The sequence below is a fragment of the Mycobacterium sp. ACS4331 genome (genome assembly GCF_001667265.1).
Lineage (GTDB): Bacteria > Actinomycetota > Actinomycetes > Mycobacteriales > Mycobacteriaceae > Mycobacterium.
The window spans coordinates 161,233-184,998 of record NZ_LZHW01000103.1 but is presented as its reverse complement, the minus strand read 5'-3'; the positions used below and the strand labels follow the sequence as shown (position 1 = coordinate 184,998).

17 protein-coding genes are annotated in these 23,766 nt (G+C 68.9%); 3 read left to right on the top strand and 14 right to left on the bottom strand.

Features of this window, described 5'->3' with window-relative positions; genetic code table 11:
* The 3 genes from A5727_RS25415 to A5727_RS25405 all read left to right on the top strand — a co-directional run.
* Positions 1-1,313 (top strand): aldehyde dehydrogenase (locus A5727_RS25415; RefSeq protein WP_157521560.1); only part of this gene is annotated, 1,313 nt, incomplete at its 5' end.
* A 30-nt stretch (positions 1,314-1,343) separates the two neighbouring features.
* Positions 1,344-2,828, top strand: coding sequence for an acetyl-CoA acetyltransferase (locus A5727_RS25410; protein ID WP_068257095.1), 1,485 nt, complete (start codon positions 1,344-1,346; stop codon positions 2,826-2,828).
* A gap of 98 nt (positions 2,829-2,926) precedes the next feature.
* The gene (locus tag A5727_RS25405; RefSeq protein WP_157521559.1) at positions 2,927-5,005 is read left to right on the top strand and encodes an NAD-dependent epimerase/dehydratase family protein; all 2,079 of its coding nucleotides are present in this window, start codon (positions 2,927-2,929) and stop codon (positions 5,003-5,005) included.
* Here the strand turns inward: A5727_RS25405 and A5727_RS25400 are convergent.
* The 14 genes from A5727_RS25400 to A5727_RS25335 all read right to left on the bottom strand — a co-directional run bounded on the left by A5727_RS25400 (position 4,996) and on the right by A5727_RS25335 (position 23,714).
* Positions 4,996-6,216, bottom strand: coding sequence for an NAD(P)/FAD-dependent oxidoreductase (locus A5727_RS25400; RefSeq protein ID WP_068257209.1), 1,221 nt, complete (start codon positions 6,214-6,216; stop codon positions 4,996-4,998). The two genes, A5727_RS25405 and A5727_RS25400, sit on opposite strands and share 10 nt — an antisense overlap.
* A 31-nt stretch (positions 6,217-6,247) precedes the next feature.
* Positions 6,248-6,877: an HhH-GDP family DNA glycosylase gene (locus A5727_RS25395; protein WP_068257090.1), complete on the bottom strand. Its 630-nt coding sequence runs from the start codon at positions 6,875-6,877 to the stop codon at positions 6,248-6,250.
* A gap of 34 nt (positions 6,878-6,911) precedes the next feature.
* Complete coding sequence (locus A5727_RS25390; RefSeq protein ID WP_068257087.1) at positions 6,912-7,256, bottom strand: TfoX/Sxy family protein; 345 nt, start codon at positions 7,254-7,256, stop codon at positions 6,912-6,914.
* 1 nt (position 7,257) lies between these two features.
* Positions 7,258-7,644, bottom strand: coding sequence for a nitroreductase/quinone reductase family protein (locus A5727_RS25385; protein ID WP_068257085.1), 387 nt, complete (start codon positions 7,642-7,644; stop codon positions 7,258-7,260).
* Between the two features lie 45 nt (positions 7,645-7,689).
* Positions 7,690-8,448, bottom strand: a complete 759-nt coding sequence (locus A5727_RS25380) for a DUF72 domain-containing protein (RefSeq protein ID WP_068257206.1) — start codon at positions 8,446-8,448, stop codon at positions 7,690-7,692.
* 22 nt (positions 8,449-8,470) lie between these two features.
* Positions 8,471-9,511, bottom strand: coding sequence for an LLM class flavin-dependent oxidoreductase (locus A5727_RS25375; RefSeq protein ID WP_068257079.1), 1,041 nt, complete (start codon positions 9,509-9,511; stop codon positions 8,471-8,473).
* 130 nt (positions 9,512-9,641) lie between these two features.
* Positions 9,642-11,987: an endopeptidase La gene (lon, locus tag A5727_RS25370; protein ID WP_068257076.1), complete on the bottom strand. Its 2,346-nt coding sequence runs from the start codon at positions 11,985-11,987 to the stop codon at positions 9,642-9,644.
* 156 nt (positions 11,988-12,143) lie between these two features.
* Positions 12,144-13,541, bottom strand: a complete 1,398-nt coding sequence (locus tag A5727_RS25365; RefSeq protein WP_068257074.1) for a mechanosensitive ion channel domain-containing protein — start codon at positions 13,539-13,541, stop codon at positions 12,144-12,146.
* A complete protein-coding gene (locus A5727_RS25360) occupies positions 13,541-15,688 on the bottom strand; it encodes an adenylate/guanylate cyclase domain-containing protein (RefSeq protein WP_068257071.1) in 2,148 nt (715 codons plus the stop codon). The genes A5727_RS25365 and A5727_RS25360 overlap by 1 nt, the downstream gene beginning before the upstream one ends.
* Positions 15,689-15,811: 123 nt before the next feature.
* Positions 15,812-17,134, bottom strand: a complete 1,323-nt coding sequence (locus tag A5727_RS25355; RefSeq protein WP_068257068.1) for an alpha-amylase family glycosyl hydrolase — start codon at positions 17,132-17,134, stop codon at positions 15,812-15,814.
* Entirely contained in the window at positions 17,131-17,610 is a 480-nt protein-coding gene (locus A5727_RS25350) for a nucleoside deaminase (protein ID WP_068257062.1), read from the bottom strand. Before A5727_RS25350 ends, A5727_RS25355 begins: the two co-directional genes overlap by 4 nt.
* A gap of 29 nt (positions 17,611-17,639) precedes the next feature.
* A complete protein-coding gene (locus A5727_RS25345) occupies positions 17,640-19,376 on the bottom strand; it encodes an ABC transporter ATP-binding protein (RefSeq protein ID WP_068257059.1) in 1,737 nt (578 codons plus the stop codon).
* Positions 19,373-21,949: an ABC transporter ATP-binding protein/permease gene (locus tag A5727_RS25340; RefSeq protein ID WP_068257204.1), complete on the bottom strand. Its 2,577-nt coding sequence runs from the start codon at positions 21,947-21,949 to the stop codon at positions 19,373-19,375. The genes A5727_RS25345 and A5727_RS25340 overlap by 4 nt, the downstream gene beginning before the upstream one ends.
* 91 nt (positions 21,950-22,040) lie before the next feature.
* Positions 22,041-23,714 carry a tetratricopeptide repeat protein gene (locus A5727_RS25335; protein WP_231992222.1) on the bottom strand — a complete coding sequence of 558 codons (1,674 nt, stop codon included), beginning with the start codon at positions 23,712-23,714 and terminating at the stop codon, positions 22,041-22,043.
* Positions 23,715-23,766: the final 52 nt, after the last annotated feature.

The following is a 23,766-nucleotide window of genomic DNA, read 5'->3' as shown; positions in this document are numbered from 1 at the left end:
CGGCCCCCGCGGGGGGCCCCCCGGCGGCCCCCCCCGGCCGGCGGGGCCCCCCCCGGCCCGCCCGGCCCGCCGCGGGGGCCCGCCGCGCCATGGCGGCCGCACTGAAGTCGCGCGCCGCCACCACCGCCGAACTGGTGACCCGCGAGAACGGCATGCCGACGTCGTTGTCGCGTGGGGCCAACGGCGCGTTCCCGGCACTGCTGCTCAACTACTACGCCGACCTGATCACCACGACTTCCGACGAGGAGGTGCGGCCCGCGGCCATCGGGCACACCATCGTCACCCATGAGGCCATCGGTGTGGTCGCGGCCATCACGCCGTGGAACTATCCGCAGGCTCTGGCGGCGTTCAAACTGGCGCCCGCGCTGGCCGCGGGCTGCACCGTGGTGCTCAAGCCCGCGCAGGAGACCGCACTCGATGCCATGGTCTTCGGCGAGGCCGCCGCGGCGGCGGGCCTGCCCGAAGGCGTGCTCAACATCGTGCCCGGCGGACTGGTCACGGGCGAGCACCTGGTGTCGCACCCCGGCGTCGACAAGGTCTCCTTCACGGGCTCGACGGTCGCCGGCCGGGCGATCGGCGAGGTGTGTGGGCGCCTGCTGCGACCGGTGACCCTGGAACTGGGCGGCAAGTCGGCGGCCATCATCCTCGACGACGCCGATCTGGACGTGACGCTGAAGGGGCTGCGCACGCAGTCCTTCGCCAACAACGGCCAGACCTGCTATCTGAACTCGCGGATCCTGGCACCGCGGTCACGCTACGACGAGATCGTCGCGGCCCTGGCGGATCTGGCCAGCGGAATGACCGTCGGTGACCCGCTTGACCCGGCCACCGAGATCGGGCCCGTGGTCAGCGAGCGGCAACGTCAGCGCATCCTGGGTTACATCGAGGCGGGCATCGCCGATGGTGCCAAACTCGTTGCAGGAGGCTCGATTCCGAAGGGTCAGCCGCGTGGCTGGTTCATCGAGCCGACGGTGTTCGCCGATGTCGACAACCGGCACCGCATCGCGCAGGAGGAGATCTTCGGCCCCGTGCTGGCCGTGATTCCCTACGACGGCGACGAGCAGGCCGTGGCGTTGGCCAACGACAGTGAGTACGGTCTCGGCGGCACGGTGTGGTCCACCGACGTCGACCGCGCCACCGGCGTGGCGCGGGCGGTGCGCACCGGCACCATCGGCGTCAACGCCTACAACCTCGACATCGCGGCGCCCTTCGGTGGTGTCAAGAGCAGCGGTCTGGGCCGCGAATTGGGCCCCGAGGGGCTGGCCGCGTTCCGCAGCACGAAGTCGATCTACCGCACCGGCCCTGCATCTTGACACGTGTCAACTACTGATAGGTTCTCTTCCATGTCTCTGGATCCCCGCACGCCCGTTCTGGTCGGCTACGGCCAGGTGAATCAGGCCGACAACACTCCGGATCCGCTGGAACCGGTCGCGCTGATGGCCGCCGCGGCACGGGCGGCCGCCGATTCCGCGGTGCTGTCCGCCGTCGACGCCATCCGGGTGGTCAACCTGCTGTCGTGGCGTTACCGCGACCCCGGCCTGCTGTTGGGCCAGTTGATCGGTGCCGACAACCCGAGCACGCGCTACACCGGTGTGGGCGGCAACGTGCCGCAGACGCTGGTCAATCAGGCCTGCCTGGACATCCTCGCGGGTCGCAACGAGGTCGTGCTGATCGGCGGAGCGGAGACCTGGAAGACGCGGAAACGGCTCAAGGCCAACGGAATCCGCCCAGACTGGACGCGCCAGGACGAGTCGGTGCCGGTGCCGCCGGGTGCCGATGACGCCGTCGAGATGAGCAGCCCGGCGCAGGACCGGGTGGGCCTGCTGCTGCCGTCACATGTCTATCCCTGGTTCGAGGAGGCGCTGCGCGTCGCGGCGGGTGAGACCCAGGATGAGCACCGTCGCCGCATCGGTCAGCTCTGGGCCCGCTTCAACGAGGTGGCCCAGACCAACCCGCATGCCTGGAGCAACAAGGCCTACACCGCCGAGGAGATCACCGAGCCCGGCCCGGACAATCGGATGATCAGCTGGCCGTACACCAAGCTGCTGAACTCCAACAACATGGTCGACCAGAGCGCCGTGCTGATCCTGACCTCGGTGCAGAAGGCCCAGCAGCTGGGCATCCCATCGGAACGCTGGGTGTTCCCGTGGGCGGGCACCGACTCGCACGACACCTACTCGATCGCCGAACGCCGCGACTACCACCGCTCGCCGGCCATCCGGATCGGCGCGAGCCGGGCACTGGAGCTGGCCGGTCTGGGCGTCGACGACATCGACTTCATCGACATCTACTCGTGCTTCCCGTGCGCTGTCCAGGTGGCCGCCAACGAGATCGGTGTCCCGACCGACGACCCGAACCGGCCCCTGACGGTGACCGGCGGGCTCACGTTCGCAGGTGGTCCGTGGAACAACTACGTGTCGCACTCCATCGCGACCATGGCCGAGCGCCTGGCGGCCGAGCCCGGTAAGCGCGGCCTGATCACCGCCAACGGCGGCTACCTGACCAAGCACGCGTTCGGCGTCTACAGCACCGAACCCCCGGCCGACGGCTTCCGCTGGGAGGACGTGCAGGACCGGGTGGACGCTGAGCCGACCCGCGAGGCCGTCGTCGACTGGGAGGGTGTCGGCACAGTCGAGACCTGGACCGCGCCGTTCGGTCGGGACGGCAACCCGGAGAAGGCGTTTGTCTCCGTGCGGATCTCGGACCAGCCCGACTCGCCGCGGGTCTTCGCGCTGCTGGACGCCGACGGCGCGGCCACGGCGGTGCGCGGCGACATCGCAGGGGCAAAGATCCGAGTGCAGACCGACGCCGCGGCAACGTTGGTGTGACCGCGGGGTGGCCGGCGAGTCTGACGTCCGGGCCAAAACCTCCCGCAAACGCATTCGCGCGCTTATCCTCATCTGGTACCGATGGGGGTCGGGGAACAATGCACATTCTGATTACGGGTGCTGACAGCGTGATCGGCCGGACGGCCGCTGTGCGCCTGGCCGCTGCGGGGCACCGTGTGGTCGGCATTGTGCAACACCCCCCGAGGAGCCTGGGGCGCCGGGTCACCTGGGTGCGCGCGGGTTTCGAGGCTGCGGCGCTGCAGCCGCTCGCAAACTCGGCGGACGTGGTGCTGCATCTTGCTCCCATCGAGCCCGGCGTACCGCACAGCGCTGGAATCACCGGTGTCGTGCAGGTCAGCCACGTGGCTGCGCGGGCGGGTGCGCGCCTGTTGTTCGTGTCTCAGGCGGCCGGGGACCCGGCACTGTACCGACAGGCCGAGGACCTCATCGCGTCGAGTTGGGCGCCCAGCCTGATCATCCGCATCGCCGCACCCGTGAGCCGCCAGCGGGACTGGATGGTGGACCGGACCGCCGCGGCGATCGGATCCGCCGACGTCGACACTGGGGTCCGGGTGCTGCACACCGACGACCTCCACCGGTTCCTGCTGCGCTCAGTCGGCTCGCATCGCACCGGCACAGTCGACCTGGGCACCGAACCGGTTCCCGCCTCGTCGGCCCGTCGTTGGCTCGACGGCGCCGGGCGGCGACGGCACCCAGGTCCGGGTTGGCCTGCGCTGCAGGAGCCGCTGGACACCGGCGCATTGCGCGATGAATGGGGCTTCAGCCTGGGCTGGGGTGCGGCCGAAGCCCTGGCCGATATGGGCCGGACCGTGGTCACCGGCCCAGTCCTGCCACAGGCCGAGGTGGCGACACCGAGCCCGGGTGCCCGCGCCAGCACCCACGCGGGGGAGTTCGACGACACCATCGCACCCGCGTTCCCGATGTTCAGCGCGTGGGGCACCTCGGACGCGCTTCCGGGACCGCTGACCCCGATGACGATCGACGTTCAGGGCGGCGGTCTGCGGGCGGCGCACCGGGCCACCTCCGAGATTCTCGGCCTGCGCGGCGAACTCGCCGGAGAATGGCAGCACCGCGCGACCGCGGTGTTCGGCCATCGCCTGTTCACCGGGGTGTCGGTGTCCGCGGCGGTGGCCGCAACCGTGCCGCAGGCCATGCGGCGGCCCGCGGTGATCGCGCGCCTGTCCCGGGTGTGCCGGTTGTACGGACGCTGGTGTGAGGACCACTCACGGCTGCCGGGGCATGCGGGGGGCAGTTGGGAGGCCATGACCGACGCCGGCTTGGACACTCGAATCCTGTTGTTGCGGGACAGGATTGCGCAGGGCTGGGTGCTGGCGTCGACGGGCGCGCTGGTCGAGAACCTGCTGCTGCGCCTGGCGGATCGGGATCGCGACGGAATCCCGTCGCCCTCGGAGATGACGGCGACGCCGCACCTCGCACAGGCCACCGCGCTGCTGGCCTACGAACTGCGCCGAAACCCGCGGTTACGTGAGGTCGCGGAATCCGGCGACCTGGGTGCGCTGCGCGCGGAGTCGCCTTCGGCCGCCGCGGTGATCACGGCGGCGATCGGTCGGGTCGGACACCGCGGTCCCGGGGAGGCCGAGTTCGCCAACCCCGTGACTGCGGACTGTCCGGGCCAGCTTCTCGCGGCGGCCGCACTCGCGGTCGACATCGGGGCGGAACCCGTCGTCGAGAGTCGACGCGGTCTGCCGACTCTCCTGCGGCAGGCAGAGCAGATCCGGACGGCGCGGGAACTCGCCTGGGATGTGACGATGCGCAACACACATGAGCTTCGAACCGCTCTGCGCACCAAGGGTGTTCGCTTGACGGCGAACCGCAGCCTGGCCGCTCCCGAGGACATCTGGTACCTCACGCTCGACGAGGTCGTCTCGGCGCCGATCGGCACGCGATTGGTGGTTGAGCGCAGGCGCGCGGAACGTGAACGCCTGCAGGCGTTGTCGATGCCGCAGACCATGTCGGGGCATTGGGAGCCGTTGCCGGTCGCGGACGACCATGTCGCGGGCGGACATGGCGTGCCCGCGGGCGCGGTGGACACCGTCGTGGTGAGCGGCGTCGCGGTGGCCGGGGCCGACCGGGCCCCGCAGGCGCAGATACCCGAACCACGGGAGCCGGCCCGCGAGCCGCAGGTTCAGGCCTGAGCTGTCGCGAGTCGATCGGCGTCCACGGGCTGCCTGGACCTGATCAACTCCTTGATGTCGTCCAAGCCGTCCCAGATGTTGACGTTCATCCCGGCCAGGACGTGCTGGTCGGAGTCCAGCCAGAACGCCGTGAACTCGCGCCCCGGAACGTCTCCGCGGAACACCACGCGGTCATAGCCCGCCGCGTGCCCGACGTATTCCATGCCGAGGTCGTACTGATCGGTGAAGAAGTACGGCAGTTCGTCGTACTGCGCGGGCGGATCGCTGCGGCCCATCATGTTTCGGGCCGCCACCGCAGGCTGTTTGAGCGCGTTGGCCCAGTGCTCCGTCCTGATCCTGGTGCCCAGCAGCGGGTTCTCGGCGGTCGCGATGTCACCCACGGCGTAGATGTCGGGATCACTTGTGCGCAGCGACGCATCGACTCGCACGCCACCGTCGGCCATGTCCAGGCCGGCCTGCTGCGCCAACTCGACGTTGGGCGCGGCCCCGATGGCGACCAGCACCGCGCGCGCGGTCACGGTCGACCCGTCGTCCAGGATCAGACCCGTCGCGCGACCACCCTCGACGGTGATCTGCCGGACTCCGGTGCCCATTCGCAGGTGCACCCCATGTTGCCGGTGAAGCGCGGCGAACACCCGGGCCACCTCTTCGCCGAGGGCGGCCAACAGGGGCAGCTTCGCGGCCTCGACGACCGTGACGTCGGCGCCCCGCTCGCGAGCCGCGGCAGCCACTTCGAGGCCGATCCAGCCGGCGCCGACAATCGCCAGCGTCGCGCCCTTGGTCAGCGTGTGATCGAGTGCCTCGGACTGTTCCACGGTGCGCAGGTAGTGCACACCGGACGCGTCGGCGCCGAGCAGGGCGGGGCGTCGCGGTCGGGAACCCGTGGCCAGCAGGAGTTTGTCGTAGCCGACCGTGGACCCGTCGGGCAGCGTCACGGTGTGTCCGGACGGATCGACGGCGCGCACTTCGGTGCCGAGGCGAAGATCGACGTCGTGGTCGCGGTACCAGGCGGCCTGCTGCACCGTGAAGTCGGCGAGCGACTTCTTGCCGGCGAGGAAGTCCTTGGACAGAGGGGGGCGCTCGTAGGGCAGTCGTTCCTCGGCGCCGAAAAGGATGACGTGACCGTCGAAATCGTTCTCGCGCAGGGCCTCAGCGGCCTTCGCGCCGGCAAGTCCGGCGCCCACGATGACGAATGTGGTGGATCTTGACATCTGCACCTCCGGTGGGACGGTCGGTTCTCGACTAGGCGACCTCGGCGTAAAGCTCGTCGTCCAGCGACACTCGGACCAGAGCCGCGGCGAGTTTGGCGCTGCTGCGCGGTGCCAGCGCACCGAGTGCGTCGGGGGTGTCCGGCAGTCCGAGCCCGCGGGCCGCGGTCAGCGCCCGATCGTCGAAGTACGGACGCACCCAGGTCCAGGTGTCCTGCACCTCACGCAGGAAGATCGCGGCACCGGTGTGGCCGATGCCCGTGAACTCCTCGAGTCGCCGGTGCGCCTCACCGACGTCGTCGTCGCACACCGCGGCCAGCCGGCGCAGATCACCGCCGTAGTCGTCGCGAAGCTTCTCCGACATCGCGACGATTCGCGTGGCGGAGCTCTCGTCGTAGCGCGCGTACCCGGCCCGCCCGAAGGCCGCGATGAGCTCCGCGCGTGGAGTGGCGAGTGCGGTGCGAGGGGTGCGAACACCCGCGGCGAACAGCTCCCTGGCGGCGGCCACCGCGATCTGGGATCCGATCGGTTTGGCGGCGAGCATCGCCAGCGTCAGAACTTGGAAGAGAGGCATGGGTTCGTCGGCGAGGCGGACACCCGCCTCCGCCGCATACGTGGTGCCGGCGCGCCGCATCAGCCGTCGGACTTGTCTCGTGGCGTCCATGTCGGTCGGCTACCCCCAGTCGGGAGCGCTGACACTAGTCTGACAGAGATTCGCGGGATAGTCTCCGGGCGAAATCCACACCACGGCGCAGCCAGGGGCGCAGTTGCCGCATGGTGCGCACTCCGTCTGCCGAGATCCGTACCCAGCCGCGCACCTGGCGGCCGGACATCACCATCGGGCTGACATGGTCGATGCGCAGCACCTTCTCGGTGTCGTCGGGTGGGACCCGCAACATCAGTCCGCCCTCCCGGCTTGCCACCACCGCCATGTGGGAGTCGACCAGGAACGCCAGACCGCCGAACATTCTTCGCTCGTCGACTCCGGTTTCGGTGCTGAGCAGTTCGCGCACCCGGTCGGCGAGTTCCTCGTCGTAGGGCATGTCAGTCGAGGTCGACGCGGATGGTCATCAGATCGCTTCCCATCAACCTCACCACCGCGCTGTTGAGGGTGGGCAGCCCGCCCAACCGGGCGATCGGATCGTCGTCGGGCAGCAGATGCGCGGTGCCGGTGCGCCAGGTCCCGTGAAGCCGTACGCGCACCGCCGGGTTCGCCTTGATGTTCTTGACGTAGTCGGAGTGCTCACCGTGCTCGGAGACCAGCCAGAACTGATTGTCGATCAGTCTTCCGCCGACCGCCGTCCGTCTGGCCTGGCCGGACTTGCGGCCCGTGGTCTCGATCATCGTGACCGGAAGATTGCGCCCGATCGGGTTCACGGCGAGCCGCTGAACGGTGTGCACGACGCGGCGTTTGAGTGTGTTGGCCCCCATGCGCGTGAGTCTATGTGCTGCTTCCGCCGAATGCCCGGGCGCACCTCACCCGGTGACGGTCGACCGAAGCGGTCCCACGCTCTCCAGCAGAGCCTTGAGGCTGCGGGCATTTCGCACGGCGTTGCCCTCACCGTCGTTGTTGAAATAGACCAGCACGTCATGCCCCTGATTGCGCCATTCGCCGATCCGGTGCGCCCACCATCCCAGATCCTGCTGCGAGTACGAACCGCCGTAGAGGTTCTGGTGATCGGGGCCGTGCATCCGCACATACACCAGCTGACTTGTGGCTCTCAGCACGCACGGCAGGTTCGCGCCGCTCATCACGACGTAGCTTGCGTTGTGCCGCTCCAGAATCCGGTACACGGCATCGGTGTCCCACGAGGGATGCCGGAACTCGACGGCGACGGGAATCCAGTCCGGCATCGAGGTGAGGAACGCGTCGAGCAGCCCGTCGTCTCGGGTCAGGTCGGGGTGCAACTGCACCAGCAGCGCTTCGCGCCGGTCGCCGAGCGCGCTCCAGCAGCGTTCGAACCGTTCGACCCACGGTCCCGGGTCGCGCAGACGACGGAAGTGCGTCAGGCCCCGATGCGCCTTGACGCTCATGGTGAAACCGTGGGGGAGACGGTGCCGCCACCCGGCGAAGGTGCTGTCCTTCGGCCAGCGATAGAAGCTCGCGTTGAGCTCGACGGTGTCGAACTCGCGCACGTAGTGCTCGAGCCTGCGGCCGACGGGGGTGCCCGGCGGGTACAGCACGGAGTTCCAGTGGTCGTAGGACCACCCCGACGTGCCCACCCGCACACTCATGCCCGCGCGGGGTCCGGCGACGTCAGCTGGCAGCACTCCCATTGCTGGCGGGTTCCCACGCCAGGCGGGGTCCTAACTTCTCGGCGAGGTCACCGATGATCTGCGCGTAGTCCTCGGGCCCAAAGGTGAACGGCAGGGCGAACGCGACTTCGTCGGCCCGCTGAAACCCGGCGTGGGCGTAGAGCTGATCGGCGAGTTCGTCCGCGGGGCCGACGTAGTCGGGCGAGAACAACATTCCCCGCGGCCCCTGTGGGGACTTCGTGCGCTCGAACCTGGTCGCCGCGTACTCGCGGTAGCGTCTGATCTGGTCATCGGTGGCCGAATCGGTCGGGATGACCACCAATCCCTGTGAGACACGGGCATTCTCGACATCGGGGTGGTGGGCTCGGTAGGCGTCGATCTGCTGGCCCTGGATGGTGGCGAAGTCCCGAGACTCGGTCCCCTCGGTGCTGACGACGGAACTGGTCAGGTAGTTGATGCCCTGGCGGCCAGCCCAGATCGCCGACGTCAGGCCCCCGCCGTACCAGACGCGCGAGGCCAGCCCGGCCGAGTGGGGCTGCACCCGGTCGGTGAACTGCTCGATGCCGAGAGTTCCCGCGAAGTCGCTGACCGGATCGCCGCGCAGCGCCGCCAAGAGGCGCAGCACCCGATCCTTGGAGAAATCCTCCAGTTCGTGGGTGTTCGGATACAGCGCGTGCTTGTAGTGCTCGTAGAGCATCGGAGTGCCCACGGACACGCCGGGATTGATCCGCCCGCCGGAGAGGATGTCCACCGTGGCGAGGTCTTCGGCCAACCTCAGCGGGTTCTCCAGTCCCAGTGGGATGACCGCCGTGCCCAGTTCGATGCGGCGGGTGCGCTGGCTGGCCGCGGCCATGATCGCCACCGGGGACGAGATGCCGGGTTGCAGATGCCTGCAGCGCAGCCACACGCTGTCGTAGCCGAGTTCCTCGGCGCGCACGATGACCTCGAGGGTCTCCTCGATGCCGGGCCGCGGATTGTCGGCGTCGAACCGGCCGATGGTCAGGAAGCCCAGCTTGCGCAGCCGCTCTCCGCGTTGTGGCATGTCCGCCACCTTCCTCCGTCAGTGTCGCCGGGTCTCGGCAGCGTGCGGGCCTGTACGCGACACACCGTGCCAGACCGCACAAACCCGCACGCTCGCCAGCGAATTCCCCAGCTCCTCGCGGAGGTGCCTCCTATGCCGCCTGGTGGGCCACCTCGGCCGCGGGTTCCAGCGCCAGCGCGACGATCTCCGCGACATCGGTCATCGGCCGCACGTCCAGCGCCTCGAGCACCTCGGCCGGGACATCGTCGAGGTCGGGCTCATTGCGCTGCGGGATGAACACCGTCTTCAACCCGGCCCGCTGCGCGGCCAGCAGCTTCTGCTTGACCCCGCCGATCGGCAGCACCCGCCCGTTGAGCGTGACCTCACCGGTCATGCCCACGTCGCCGCGGACCTGCCGGCCGGTCGCCATCGACACCAGCGCGGTCACCATCGTCACACCCGCCGACGGACCGTCCTTGGGAACCGCACCCGCGGGCACGTGCACGTGGATCTTGCGGTCCAGCGCGGCGGGATCGACGCCCAACTCGCGGGCGTGCGAGCGCACGTAGGACAGCGCGATCTGTGCCGACTCCTTCATCACGTCGCCCAACTGGCCGGTCAACTGCAGACTCGGCTCACCGTCGGTCGAACCGGCTTCGATGTAGAGCACGTCACCGCCCAGGCCCGTCACCGCCAGGCCGGTGGCCACGCCCGGCACCGCCGTGCGTTCGTCGGAGTCCGGGGTGAATCGGGGACGGCCCAGGTAGTCGACGAGGTCGGGTTCATCGACCGTGATCGCACCGCCTTCGGTCGCCAGCTTCGTGGTCACCTTGCGCAGCGCTTTGGCCAACAGCCGTTCGAACTGCCGCACACCGGGCTCGCGGGTGTAGTCCGCGGCGATCCTGCGCAACGCCGCATCGGTCACCGTGACCTCATCGGCGGTCAGCGCGGCCTTCTCGGCCTGCCTCGGCAGCAGGTAGTCGCGCGCGATGGCCACCTTGTCGTCCTCGGTGTAACCGTCGATCTGCACGAGTTCCATGCGGTCCAGCAGCGCCGACGGGATGTTCTCGATCACGTTGGCGGTGGCCAGGAAGACCACATCGGACAGATCGAGATCGAGATCCAGGTAGTGATCGCGGAACGTGTGGTTCTGCGCGGGGTCGAGCACCTCGAGCAGCGCGGCACTGGGATCGCCGCGGTAGTCCGAACCCACCTTGTCGATCTCGTCCAGCAGCACAACGGGATTCATCGATCCGGCCTCGCCGATCGCTCGCACGATGCGGCCCGGCAGCGCGCCGACGTAGGTGCGCCGGTGCCCGCGGATCTCGGCCTCGTCGCGCACACCGCCGAGGGCGACGCGCACGAACCTGCGACCCAGCGCGCGGGCGACGGACTCGCCCAGCGAGGTCTTGCCGACGCCGGGAGGGCCGGCCAGCACCATCACCGCACCCGAACCGCGTCCGCCGACGACCGCCATTCCGCGCTGAGCGCGACGTGCCCGCACGGCCAGGTATTCGACGATGCGGTCCTTGACGTCATCGAGTCCGTGGTGGTCGGCGTCCAGAATGGCCCGCGCCGCCGCCAGATCCGTCGAGTCCTCGGTGGTGACGTTCCACGGCAGCTCCAGCACGGTGTCGAGCCAGGTGCGGATCCAGCCGCCCTCGGGGCTCTGCTCGCTGGAGCGCTCGAGCTTGCCGACCTCGCGCAACGCGGCCTCGCGGACCTGTTCGGGCAGGTCGGCGGCCTCGATGCGGGCCCGGTAGTCGTCGGTGCCATCCTGGCCGTCCGGCCCCAACTCGCCGAGTTCTTTGCGGATGGCGTTCAGCTGCTGGCGCAGCAGGAACTCCTTCTGCTGCTTGTCCATGCCGGCCCTGACGTCCTCGGCGATCTTGTCGTTGACCTCAACCTCGGCCAGGTGCTCGCCGGTCCACTCGATCAGTGCGCGCAGGCGCTCGTCGACGTCGACGGTTTCGAGCAGTTGGCGCTTCTGCTCGTCGGTCAGGTACGACGCGTAGCCGGCGGTGTCGGCCAGGGCCGACGGGTCGGTGAGCCGGTTGACGTAGTCGATGATCTGCCAGGCCTCGCGGCGCTGCAGCATCGCCAGCAGCAGCTTCTTGTATTCGGCGGCCAGGGTCTTGGTGTCGGCCGTGGTGGCGGTGTCGGTGATCTCGGTCACCTCGACCCACAGCGCACCTCCGGCGCCGGTGGTGCCGGTGCCGATGTGGGCGCGGCGCTCGCCTCTGACGACGGCTGCGGTGCCACGACCGCCGGCCATCCGGCCGACCTCGACGATCGACGCGACGACGCCGTGCGTGGGGTAGCGGTCATCGAGACGGGGAGCGATCAGCAGCTTGCCGGATTCGCTGGTCCGGGCGGCTTCGATCGCCACCATGGCGCTGTCGTCCAGGGCGATCGGGACCACCATTCCGGGCAGCACGATCGGGTCCGCGATGAACAGCACGGGGACGGCGATCGGCGCGGATGTGGTTTCAGACATCAAACCTCCAAAGTTGATTCTGATGCGCTCAACCTTGGTGGGCTCTGGTTTGTTCCCGTGACCGGATTCCCATCGAGTTGTCGTGATGGGTCGCTTACCGCGCCGGAAAACGACCGCTCACGACAACTCGACGCGCGGGCGGCGCCCAGGCGCCTCTCACTTCGTGGCGTTCAACGCCTCGGCCAGATCCCGGCGTCGCTCGTCGATCACGTGGCCGATCTCGTGCAGCAGCGAGGGCTGACCGGACACCAGATCCTCGAGCTCCTCGCGGCCGACCTCCAGCATGGTGACCTCGTCGAGGGCGATCGCATGGGCCGCGACCGGTTCTCGGGTCAGGGTCGTCTGGCCGATGAAATCGCCGATGTCGAGCGTGCGCACGGGTACGTGAGTTCCGTCGGGCGCCACGGCCCGCAGTTGCACCATGCCCGCGATGACGAATCTCATCGAGTCGGGGACCGTCCCGGATGTCTGCACCACCTCATCGGCGCCGTACCGGATCAGTCGCACATTGCCGAGCAGTGATCGCTGGATGGCAGGGGGCAGACGCAGCGTCCGCCCGACGATCTGCAGCGCGTCCCATCGCCTGTCCTCGCTGGAGAAGGTGTCCTCGGCGTCGTCGAGGTGCAGTTCGGCGCGTCGGGCGGCGTACCACAGCCACCGCAGGAAGGTGGCTTTGGCGGCGCCGTCCTCGGCGGGACTGCGCAGTGGAATGGAGGTGCGATAGCGGTTGCCGCCCAACGGGATTGCGCTCGGCACGGCGTCGGTGCGAAGTTGCGGCAGTGCGGTTGCCACCCGCGTGAGCACGTTGATCACCACATCTGGGGCGTCGGAGGCGGCGAACTCGGTCTCGACGATGATGCGGTGCGCGCCCGCCGGGCGACTCAGGTTGGTGAACGACGCACCGGCCAACACCGAATTCGGCGTGATGGTGAGCCCGTCGCCGGTCTCGATGTGCACCGCGCGCCAGTTGACCTCGATGACACGGCCCCGCCCCGCCGGCGCATCGATCCAGTCGCCCATCTGGAACGGCTGCTCGAAGAGCATCAGCAGGCCGGAGACGATCTGGCCCACTGAGTTCTGCAGCGCCAGGCCGAGAACGATCGAGGTCACGCCCAGCGCGGTGAACAGCCCGCCAACGTTGGCGCCCCAGATGTAGGAGAAGATCATCGCCAGGCCCAAGGCGATCAGGACGACCCGTCCGACGTCGAGGAAGATCGATGGAATACGTTTGCGCCAACTGCCTTCCGGCGCGCCCTGGAACAGGGTCGCGTTCAGGCCGGACAGCAGCAGGATGAGGATGACGAACCCGAACACCGTCGCCACGATCCGCACGGGCGTCGCCTCGGTGGAGACCTCGCTGGCTTTTATCAGCAGAATCAGCAGCGCCCCGAGCGGGAGGATGTAGTTGCGCACCAGACTGAGTGGACGCGCCAGGTTGCTGCCGCGCCGGTTCAACAGGTTCTGGAGTTCGGTGAGCAACACCAGGAGCACCGGCAGGCCGATGGCCACCACCAGCGCCCAGTGGAACCACGGCGCGGAGAGGACGGAGGTCATCAGTTCTTCTCCGTGAGCCGCCAGATCGGCTCGCCGGCGCCGTCAGGCCCCCCGTTCGACACCTCACCGACCGGCACGAAGTCCTGCACGTCACGCATCAGGTCGTGCACCGCGGAGGTGACGTATATGCCGGGCTGCCCGGACCTGCTCTGGGCCTGGTACGCGAGATTGACTGCCGCGCCCCACAAGTCGTAGACGACGTTGGTGCGCCCCACCAGGCCCGAAGTCACCGCGCCGGTGTCGATGCCCGCACGCAGCGCCAGGTGGTGCCCGGTCTCGGCGTTGAACCGTTCGATGATCTCAGCCATCTCGACGGCGAAGTCAACGGTGCGCCGGGTGCTGTCCAGTCGAGGAACGTTCAACCCGCAGCTGGCCAGGTAACCACTGCGCATGGTCCGCACCCGCTCGACCCCGATGTTCTCGGCAGCCGCATCGAACTGGCGCACCAGTCGATTGACCACCCCGAGCAGGTCATCCGAGGACAGCTTGGTCGACAGTTCGTCCAGACCCACGATGTCGGCGAACACCACTGTGACGTCGCGGTGCTCCTGAGGCACCATCTCCTCGCCTTCGCGGTAGCGATCCGCGACAGCCTGCGGCATGAGTGAGAGCAGCAGTCGGTCGTTCTCCTTGCGCTGCTCGGCGATGAGCTCCTCTTTGACTCGCAGGTTGCGGGTCATGTCGTTGAACGCGGCTGTCAGATCGCCGAATTCGTCGCGGGAGACCACGGGAATGGTGGTGCCGTAGTCCCCACCACTGATCCGCTGGGCGCCCCCCTCGAGGCGCCGGATGGGCCGGACGAACATGCGCGCCAGGAACATCGAGGCCAGGCACACCAGGAGGATGATGCCCACGGTGGACAGCACCAGGCGTCGGGTGAAATCGTCGACCGGTGCGAACGCCTCTGCGGTGTCGATCTTGGCGACCAGGCTCCAGTTCAGTCCGGGGATGTCCACCGGGCTGTAGGCCTGCAGCGTCTCGTTGCCCAGATAGTCCGGAGTGATCACGGTGCCGGTCTCGCCGCGCTGGGCCCGTACCACGCCCTCACTTTTCATGGGCTGTAGCAGGGTCGTGCCACCCTCGGCGATCGCTCTGTCGGTGATCTGCGGTGCGGTGCCGGCCGCGACCGCCTCCTTCTTGTACTTCTCGGGATCCTCCAGGAAAAGGCGCGAGTCCGAGCGCATCAGACCGTCGGGTCCGGCCAGCACCACCTCGCCGGTGCGTCCCATGCCGACGTCCGGCCAGTGCTGGTCGGCCGTCATCAACCGGTTGATCTTGGTGATCGGGAACTGCAGCGCGAGCACGCCTTCGATGCGTCCCGGTTCGCCGATCGGGGACACCAGCCAGGCTGTGGGTTCGTTGTAGGAGGGCAGGTACTCCGAGAAGTCGGTGATCTCGACGTAGTCGACGGTGTTGGTGGCGATCGCCTTCTTGAAGGCCTCGCCCAGCGGGCCCTCCCGATACGGTCCGGTGAGGATGTTGGTGCCCAGATCGACACCCTTGAACGCGGAGTACACCACGGTGCCGTTCGGATCGATCAGCAGCGCGTCCTCGTACTCGAAGCGCGTGACGATCTCGCGGAAGAAGTCGGTGTAGCGGGCGTGCGCCGCGCTCCAGGCGCTGCCGTCGCGCGCATCGTCCACCTCGAGCGCATAGGTGACCGTGTCATACGGGGCGGTGTAGATGGCCTGCAGATACTTCTGCGCGTTGGATTGCGGCAGCAGTCCGGTGATGTCCAGGTCGAGTTCCGAGTCCTCGTCGACGCGTGGTTTGAACTGGTCGGTGTAGTACTTGACGATGGCCTGCTGCTGCTGCGGGCTGATGGTGGCGTCGTGCAGGTCCGCAAACCCTCTGCTGAAGTCCCGCATGGCGTTGATCGCCGTCGCGCCCCTGGTGTAGATGACCAGCGAGTCTTTGAGTTCGTCGGCCTCGGCCTCGAGTTGCCGAGTGTAGGCCTCGCGCAACTCGGTCAGGCGGTCGAACGCGGCCTCGCGCAGCGAACTGCGTCCGGACTGATAGCCGATGGCTCCGACGATCGCGGCCGACAGCACGCTGGTGAGCAGCAGCATCACGAGGAGTTTCGACTGAATGCTCACCCGGGACAGGAAGCGTCCGCGTTGGGGCGAACTCGATTCGGCAGCGCTCATAGCTTTACCACGCGGCGATAGTAGACGCTTTTCAACAACTTTCGGGTCAGACTGGAAAGAATCTGGTTAACCCGGGCAAACGACTTTCGGCAGCCGCTCCTGATTGCGGTGGTTGCTGCAGCCTCAGCGGGGCTGCAGAACCAGCCATCCGTGTGGCGGCACCGAGGCCTCGGTGACCACCCGCTCCGGCGGTGCCGCAGTCCCGGCCAGCATCAGCGCCGCACCGCGGTCCACGTCGGAGAGTCGCAGAGTCAGGGCGTCATCGGTCAGGTTGAGCGCCACGATCAACGCATCCTCACCATGGCGGGTCTCGAACACGTAGTGCTGATTGTCCAACCGCAGCGCCGACGTCCGGGCCCGGTGCAGCCACGGGTGGCGGCGGCGCAACCCGATCAGGAACTGATGCAGGCCGAACGTCGCGACCCCGGCGTCATCGACAGGCAAGGGGGGAGCGGGGAATTCCGGCCGGATCGCGTCATCGCCGCCCACCCTCTCCTCCTTGCGGCCGGTGAAGCCGAACTCGTCGCCGGCATAGATGCTCGGCACGCCGCCCGTGGTCATCAGCAGCAGGAGGGCGTGCGCGACGTGTCGGGTGTCGTCGAGTTGCGTGGCGATGCGGGTGACGTCGTGGTTGCCGATGAAGGTCAGCGGGACGAACGTGTCGAGGAAGTCGTTGTGGCGCTGCAGAGCCCAGTCCAACTCGTGGAAGTTACGGTCGTTGAGGGCACTCCAGATCGCCTTCCACAGTTCGTACTGGGTCACCGAGTCGAAGCCGGCCGTGTCGACCAGGGCGGCGTAGTCGCCGTGGATCACCTCCGCAACGAACCACGCGTCGGGATGCCGGTCCCGTACCCGCGGCAGCACTCGCGCCCAGAATGCCGGTGGCACAGCATATGCCGCGTCCAGGCGCCAGCCGTCGGCGCCACGATCCAGCCAGTGCGTCATGACCTCGGTGACATGGTCGGCAACCACGTCACTGCGATGGTTGAGGGTGATCAGCTCACCGTGGCCCTCGAAGGTGTGAAACCTGCCGGGGCGGCCGACGAACCACCGCGCGGCCTCCGCGTCGCCGGCCAGGGCCGCGACGTGCGGCGGGAAGTCGACACCGACGTGGTTGAACACGCCGTCGAGCAGCACCCGCAGGCCGCGTCGGTGCGCCTGGTCGATCAGGTCGTCGAAATCCGCGTCGTCGCCCAGCCGCGGGTCGATCTTGAGGTGGTCGGTCGTGTCGTAACCGTGTGTCCGCGAAGCGAATACGGGTCCGAGCGCGACACCGGAGGCGCCGAGCGTGACGGCGTGGTCGAGCCAGGCCGTGACGCGGCGCAGCCGGTGCTCACCCGGGGTGGGCGGATCCGAGGGCGGAACAGTGGCGGGGAAGGCCCCGACGAAGCCGAGAGGGTAGACCTGCCACCAGATGGCATGCTCGACCCATCCCGGTTCGGTCACGGTCGAAACCTGGCCTCGTACAGCGACTTCATCTCGGCTTCGAAGGCGGGCACCGGGCCTTCGGCCACCACCCGCGGGGCCACCGTCGTGATGGGCAGTGCCGCCACCGGTGACGGCGGACAGTCCCACTCGTGCAGCCACTGTGACAACTGCGCGGACGACGTGGCATAGACGATGCGGCCCAAGCCCACCCACGCGTGCGCGGCCGAGCACATGGGGCAGTGCTCACCCGAGGTGTACACCGTGGTCCGGATCCGCCGCACGGGAGGGACGTTCTCCGCGGCCCACCGCGCGATGGCGAACTCCGGGTGCTGCGTGGCGTCGCCGTCCTTGACCCGGTTGCGGTCCTCGAACAGGAGCCTGCCGTCGGCGTCGACGAGCACCGAGCCGAACGGCTCGTCGCCGTCCTCGAGGGCCTCCCGCGCCAACTCCACGCAGCGAGTCAGGTGTCGCACATCCTCATCGGAGACAGCCACGCTCGCAGTCTACGCACCCGCGCCGCGCACTAGCCGTTGGCGATCTGCCACTCGGCGGCAGCGCGCTGCTGGGTCCAGAACTCGGCGAATCGGCCGTCGGCGGCCAGCAGTTCGTCGATGCTGCCGTCCTCGATGATTCGGCCCTCGTCGATGAACAGCACCCGGTCGGCGTTCCGGATGCTGGCCAGGCGGTGCGCCACGATCACCCGCGTGCGCGGTCGCAGGTCCACCGTGAGCGCGTCGACCACCGCGGCCTCGTTCTCGGTGTCGAGCGCGCTGGTGGCCTCGTCGACAAGCAGCACCGGGGCCGGCTTCACCAGCGCACGCGCGATGCTCACGCGCTGGCGTTCACCGCCCGACAACGCGGTCCCCGCCTCGCCGACGAGCGACTGCACACCGTCGGGCAGGTGCGCGCTGAGCTGATCGACCCTGGCCAGGCGTGTCGCGGCGGCGACCGTGGCGTCGTCGGCCGAGGGATCGCCGACCCGCAGGTTGTCATCGAGTGTGCCGTCGAACAGGTACGGATGCTGGAACACCACGCTGACCGCGTCCCGCCGGGCGGCGGGTTCCAGGCTCGCCGTGTCGACACCGTCGAAGAGCACGTGGCCGCCGGTCGGTTGATGCAGACCCGCGATGAGCGCGAGGATCGTGCTCTTGCCCGAGCCCGAGGGCCCGACGATCGCGGTGGTGGTGCCGGGTTCCAACACGAAGCTCAGCCCGTCGAGCACCCTGGTGCCGCCGGGAAAGTCGAACGCGACCCGGTCGAACTCGATGCGCGGAGCGGCCTGCGGCTGCGGCAGCGCACCGGCCCCGGTCGCGAGCGTCGGTGCGTCGAGGACCGCCCGGATGCGGCCGAGGGTCGTGCGGATGGTCTCGATCGCCGGTGCCAACTCACTGAGCATCGTGAAGGGCTCGAGATAGCGGACGATGACGACGATGAGCGCAATCGCTTCGGGGACAGCGAGTTCGCCGCGCATCGTCAGCAGCGTCGTCATGCCGGCGAGCAGGATCAGTGCCACCTGGCTGGCCAGGCTGAACAGGACCTGACCGGGCACCTGCAGCGCCAGCAGCCGCACCGTGGCACCGTGCTGGGCGGTCAACGCGGTGCCCACCAGGCTGCGGGCCGGTTCGACCCGGCGCGCCGCGCGCAGCGCCTGCTGGGTGCGGGCGAACTCGATGAGCCGCTCGGTCAACGCGGTGTTCGATTCGTCGGCGACCGCGTCGGCGCGCCGCGACAGCCGCCCGGAGGCCCCCATGGCGCCCAGCAGGACCGCGACCCCGGCCAACGCCGCGAGCCCGAGTTGCGGCGAGATCGCCAGCAGCGCCACGGCAATGGCGGCGGGCAGCAGGATCGCACCGATCAGCGGCGTGAGCAGGTTGACCACCAGCCCCACCAGTTCGGGTCCGGTGGAGGCGATCGCCTGCCGTGCGGTCGCGGTGTTCTCGGCGGTCAACCAGTCGAGGCGGACGTCGGGCAGGCGGTCGGCCACGTCGTGCTGGGTGTGGTCGAGCACCGCGAAACCCAGATCGAACCCGAGTCGCGCCGTGGCGGTGTCCACGGCCCAGCCGGCGACGGTGACGACGGTGAGCCAGCCCAGCCAGACCCAGGCGTCACCGGGGGAGTCGCCGAACAGCGCGGCCACCAGGGGCACCAGGAGCACCGTGCCCGCGGCCCGCAGCAGCACCGACAGCAGGGTCAGCACGGTGTACGCGGCCACCCGGTCACGCCGGTCGGCGGGAATCAGCGCCAGCAGCGTGCGGATCATCGGTTCGCCTCCTGCATATGCGCCGCGGCGGGGTGGCCGGAGTCCCACAGTGCGCGATAACGGCCCGCCGCGGCCAGCAGCTGCCCGTGCGTGCCGGATTCGGCGATCCGGCCCTGATCGAGCACGACGATCTGGTCGGCGTGGGTGATGGTGTGCAGCCGGTGGGCGATCACCAGCACGGTGCGGTCCCGGGTCAGCCGGTTGAGGGCCTGCTGCACAAGGTATTCCGACTCGGGGTCGGCGAATGCGGTGGCCTCGTCGAGGATCAGCACAGGCGTGTCGGCGAGGATCGCGCGGGCGATCGTCAACCGTTGCCGTTCGCCGCCCGACAGACCCGATGCCGCCCCCAGGACGGTGTCGTAGCCCTGCGGCAGCCGCAGGATGCGGTCGTGGATCTGCGCATCGCGGGCCGCGGCCTGGATCCGGTCGAGACTCGCGTCGGGGACGGCGAGTGCGATGTTCTCGGCGACCGTGCCCCGCACCAGCTGGGTGTCCTGCAGGACGAATCCGATGCGGCGGTAGAGGTCGTCGGCCTCGAGCGTGCGGATGTCGGCGCCGTCGATGCGGATTGCGCCCGCATCGACGTCGTGGAACCGCGCGAGCAGGGCCGCCAGCGTGGACTTGCCGGAGCCGGACGGGCCGACCAGCGCGGTGATGGTGCCTGGTTCCAGACGCAGCGTGACGTCGTCGACGACCGTGACGCCGGGCCGGTAGGAGAACGTGACGTGGTCGAACTCGACGGTGCCGCGGGGGGCGTCGGTGACCTCGCCGTCATGGCGCGACAGCTCGGCTTCGTCGAGGGCGCCCTGGATGCGTCGGGCCGCGAGCATGCCGCCCTGGATGCCGCCCACCCCGTAGCCGATGCCGAGCAGCCGCGTGCCGAAGGTGGTGCCCAGGAACAGGAACGGCAGCAGGTTCACGGGATCCATGTGGCCGCTCACGATCAGCGGGGTGCCGACCACGACGATGAGCCACAGGAAGGTCCCCGGCCGCGTGACCAGGTCCATCCAGGTCTTCTTCCCGACGAACGGGCGCTGCCAGGTGACGAGGAAGTCGATGTATTCGTCGAGGCGGCGCCGGAAACTCGACGCGGCCGCGCCGCCGAAGATCCGGACCACGGGCTGACCCTCGAGGTAGGCGCCCGCCTCGCCGCCCATCCGCTCGGTCCACCGCTGCGACTGCCCGATCTTGGCAGCCGATTGAAACGACATGTTCGACATCAGCAGCAGCGCCGCCAGAACGGGGACGAACAGGACCAACGCCAGGCGCCAATCGACGACGAACAGGTAGACCAGCACCGCGACGGGCGCGACGACCGCCGCGACCGCGTCGGGTATCGCGTGGGTGACCAGGTAGTGCAGCGCGAGGGTGTCGTCCTGGACGAGTTGTTTGATCGACCCTGATCCGCGCGCGGTGAACCAGCCCAGCGGCAGGCGGGAGAGCTTGGTCAGCAGGCGGGCACGGATGTCGCGGGCGAAGCGGGCGTCGATCCAATGCAGCCACAGCGTCAACGCCGCCGCCAGCACCGTGCCCGTCCCGAGCAGTCCGATGGCGGTCAGGCCGAGGGACCACAGCCGGCTCTGGTCGGCGCCGGAGAGCAGCAGCCGAGTCAGTTCGACCAACAGCACGAACGGCGCCAACTGCACCAGCGTGATCAGGGCCTGCAGCACACCCGAGAGGATCAGCGGCGTCTTGAGCGGCGCGAGCAGCCGGCCCGCGCCCTGCGCGCGCCAACTGCCCTGGGCGGGGGGCTTGGCGGCCGGGACTTCCGGTGCCTCGGGCGTGGGTGTGGGTGTGGTTTCGGCGTCTGGGGTCTCATCGCCGCGACGCGACCCCATCGCGCGGCCCTCGGTCCAGTAGGCCTGCGGATGCATCTCGGACTTGGGGAAGCCGAACTCGTCGCGCAGTCGCGTGCGCAGGTGTTTCAGCGATCCGGCCTCGGGTCCCATCCAGGCATACCAGTTGGACCAGTCCCGCGACTCGATGGCCGCCGCGAGCGAGGTGACACCGTCGCGGGGCACCCAGTGCACGCGCAGGCGCGGGTGCTCGGCCAGCGGAATGAGGTGGTCGTTGTGGTCGTGCTGTTCGAGGTAGCACTCGATCGGCAGGTCGTCGGGAACCGCGCCGATGATGCCGCGGATCGCTGGCAGCGACGCCGAATCGCCGATCAGCAGGTATCCGGCCGGGCGGGCGTCGGGGTCCTCGGCGACGTTGAACCCGCGCGAGCCCAGGCTCACGACGGGGATGGTGTCGCCGGGTTTCGCGCTGCACAGCCAGGTCGATGCCGGTCCCGCGGGTTCGTGCAGGACGACGTCGATGGCGAACCGGCCCGTGTCGGGGTCCGCCTCCGAGAGCGTGTAGGCGCGCTGGAACTCGGTGTCGGAGCCGTCGGGATCGGGGAACCAGAACCGCAGCCACGCGGTCGGTTCGGCCACCGCGTCGGTGAACACCGTCGGTGAGACCATCCGGACACGACGGAAGTGCGGGGCCAGTTCGATGGTCTCGACGACCGTCGCCTCGTGGTCTCGTCCGCCGAATCCGCGCAGCATCACGCCCTGAAAACCGCGTGCCATCTCCCGGTCCTCTCCCGCGACGCCCACGTGGCCGCGTCGTCATCGATCGACGAGGACTAAGGTTAGCCTTAGTGAAGATGCGGTGGTGTGCTCAGCCCCGCGAGAGCGCCTCCAGGGCGCATGCGCAGGACGCCTTGACCGGCACGTCCGCCCGGGCCCTGGCCAGATCCAGCTGGCGGCCGATGATGTTCGCCTCGGCGTCGCGGCCCAGTCTGCGCAGGCACTCGTGGTAGCCGTGCAGGCTCCACAGGTTGCCCGGATGCTGGCATGGTCGGCTCAGCGTCGGGTCCAGGCCCAGATCGGCCTCGTAGACCGCGGCCGCCTCCTCGACGCGCCCCTGTTCGAGCAGCAGCGCCCCCAGGGCGTGCCGGGTGGGCTGCATCCATCCCCAGGGTTCGTCGTAGGGCAGTGAATCGTCGAGTTCGATCGCGCGTCGCAGATGCGCGAACGCGACGTCGAAGTCACCTTCTCGGTAGGAGATCTCGCCGTCGAGCATTTCGGCGGCGACGGCCAGGATGTCGCGGCTGGTGTTGTTGAAGAGGTATCGGCTCTCGGGGATGGTCTCGTAGGCCGCCGAGAACGCCTCGCGTTCTGCCTTCGCCTGGGCCAGTTGGCCTTTCGCGGCATGGGCGACACCTTTGCCGTAGTGCAGCGTGGCCGTGGTGGTGCAGTACAGCTGCGTGTCGGCGGGCAGCGGCTGGGCGATCAGATCGTCCCAACGACCGAACCGCACGAGGACGTGGGTGCGCAACGGGGCGAACGCCTCGAGCCAGTCCGCCATCGGCGGTGACTCGATCGACAGCAGTTCGGGAGTCAACTGCTCGGCGAGTTCGTCGGCGGCGGCCAGCGCCACCCTCGACTGCCCGCTGAACATCGCGGCGTAGACCACGAAGTGCAGGTCGTGTGCGCGGTAGAGCGAATAGAAGTTCAACGGGCCTTCGCGCTCGACGAACCTGCGGTCGGCCTCGACCGCGGCCAGATTCGACTCGACCGCGCTGCGATAGTCACCGCAGAGCACGTCGAGGTGGGTGGGCATGTGCTGCAGATGCCCGGCATCGGGGACCAGGCCGCGGAGCAGATCGGCTGCGGGAAGGGCGGTTTCGGGATGCGCCGACATCTCCATGGTGTGGATGTAGAGGTGCAGCAGGCCTGGATGGCTGCGGCCGGCCTCGGTGGCCAGCGCGGCGTCGAGGATGCGCTTGGCCTCCACGACTCGTGACCCGGGCGCGGGCTCCCCGGTGCTGATGTCCCACAGCGCCCACGCGGTGACGTTGACGAGCGCATCGGCGGCCAGCGTCTGGATGTCGACATCGTCCGGATACGCCTCGGCGAGTTCGGCCATCGCATCGGCGTAGGCGGAGTGACCCGCGGCCAGGGCCTCGTCATCGTCGGGGTCATCGGTGCGGAAGCGTGCGCTGAGCGCGTCGATGAGCCCGAGTTCGGCGGGCGTGGCGCGGCCGTTGCGGGCCAGCGTCAGCTCCATCCGCGCGCGGGCCAGTGAGGCCGCGAGGTCAACCGGATCGAACGCGTCCCAGGCCTTGTTGTAGTTGGGACCCACCGAGTAGGCGATGCCCCAGCGTGCGATCGCCAGGTCCGGGTCCAGCGCCAAAGCGTGCTCGAAGCAGCGCACGGCCTCGTCGTGATTGAAGGCGTAGGCCCACACCAGTCCCCGGTCGAACCAGACCTGCGCCTGCGGCGACGGCGTGTCCACCTGCCGGTGGTGGGCGCCCAGGTCGTAGTAGTCGGTGTCCGGGTCCACAGTCACAGGCGAAACTCTAGTTCCGCGAGCCGTCTGCGCAACCATTCTTGGCTGGCGG